Below are 448 nucleotides of genomic sequence, written 5' to 3' on the forward strand. Positions count from 1 at the left end.
GACCACGGCAAGACCCGGCACCGGGAGCGTGACGTCACAGGCATCTTCTATGCGAAGGCAGATGGAACTCATCTCGAAGAGGTCATTTTCCCCAGCGAAAACCCCAACGGCATCGGCCTCTCCCCGGACGGCAGGCGGTTGTACGTCGCGGAAACCTACACATGTCGGCTGATGGCCTTCGATATCACCGCACCCGGCAAGGTGGACCCGACCGTCGGGATCGGCGGAGCCGGCATCCCGTTGTACCGCCCGGCTGGCTATACGTTCTTCGATTCGCTGGGGATCGAGGAATGCGGTAACATTTGTGTCGCGACGATCGGCGAAAGCGGCATTTCGGTGATTTCCCCGGCGGGGGCGCTGGTCGAATTCGTCCCGACTCCGGACCCTTTCACAACCAACATCTGCTGGGGTGGGGTCGATCGGCAGACCGCCTATATCACCCTGTCCG

At 61.8% G+C, this 448-nt stretch carries 1 protein-coding gene; it reads left to right on the forward strand.

Translation table 11 applies throughout. The features are described 5' to 3' along the window. Positions 1-448 (forward strand): SMP-30/gluconolactonase/LRE family protein (locus AACY08_RS29735; RefSeq protein ID WP_339472670.1); only part of this gene is annotated, 448 nt, incomplete at both ends.

Origin of the sequence: Pseudomonas sp. EL_65y_Pfl1_R83 (genome assembly GCF_963970695.1) — a bacterium.
In the GTDB taxonomy this organism is placed as follows: domain Bacteria; phylum Pseudomonadota; class Gammaproteobacteria; order Pseudomonadales; family Pseudomonadaceae; genus Aquipseudomonas; species Aquipseudomonas tritici.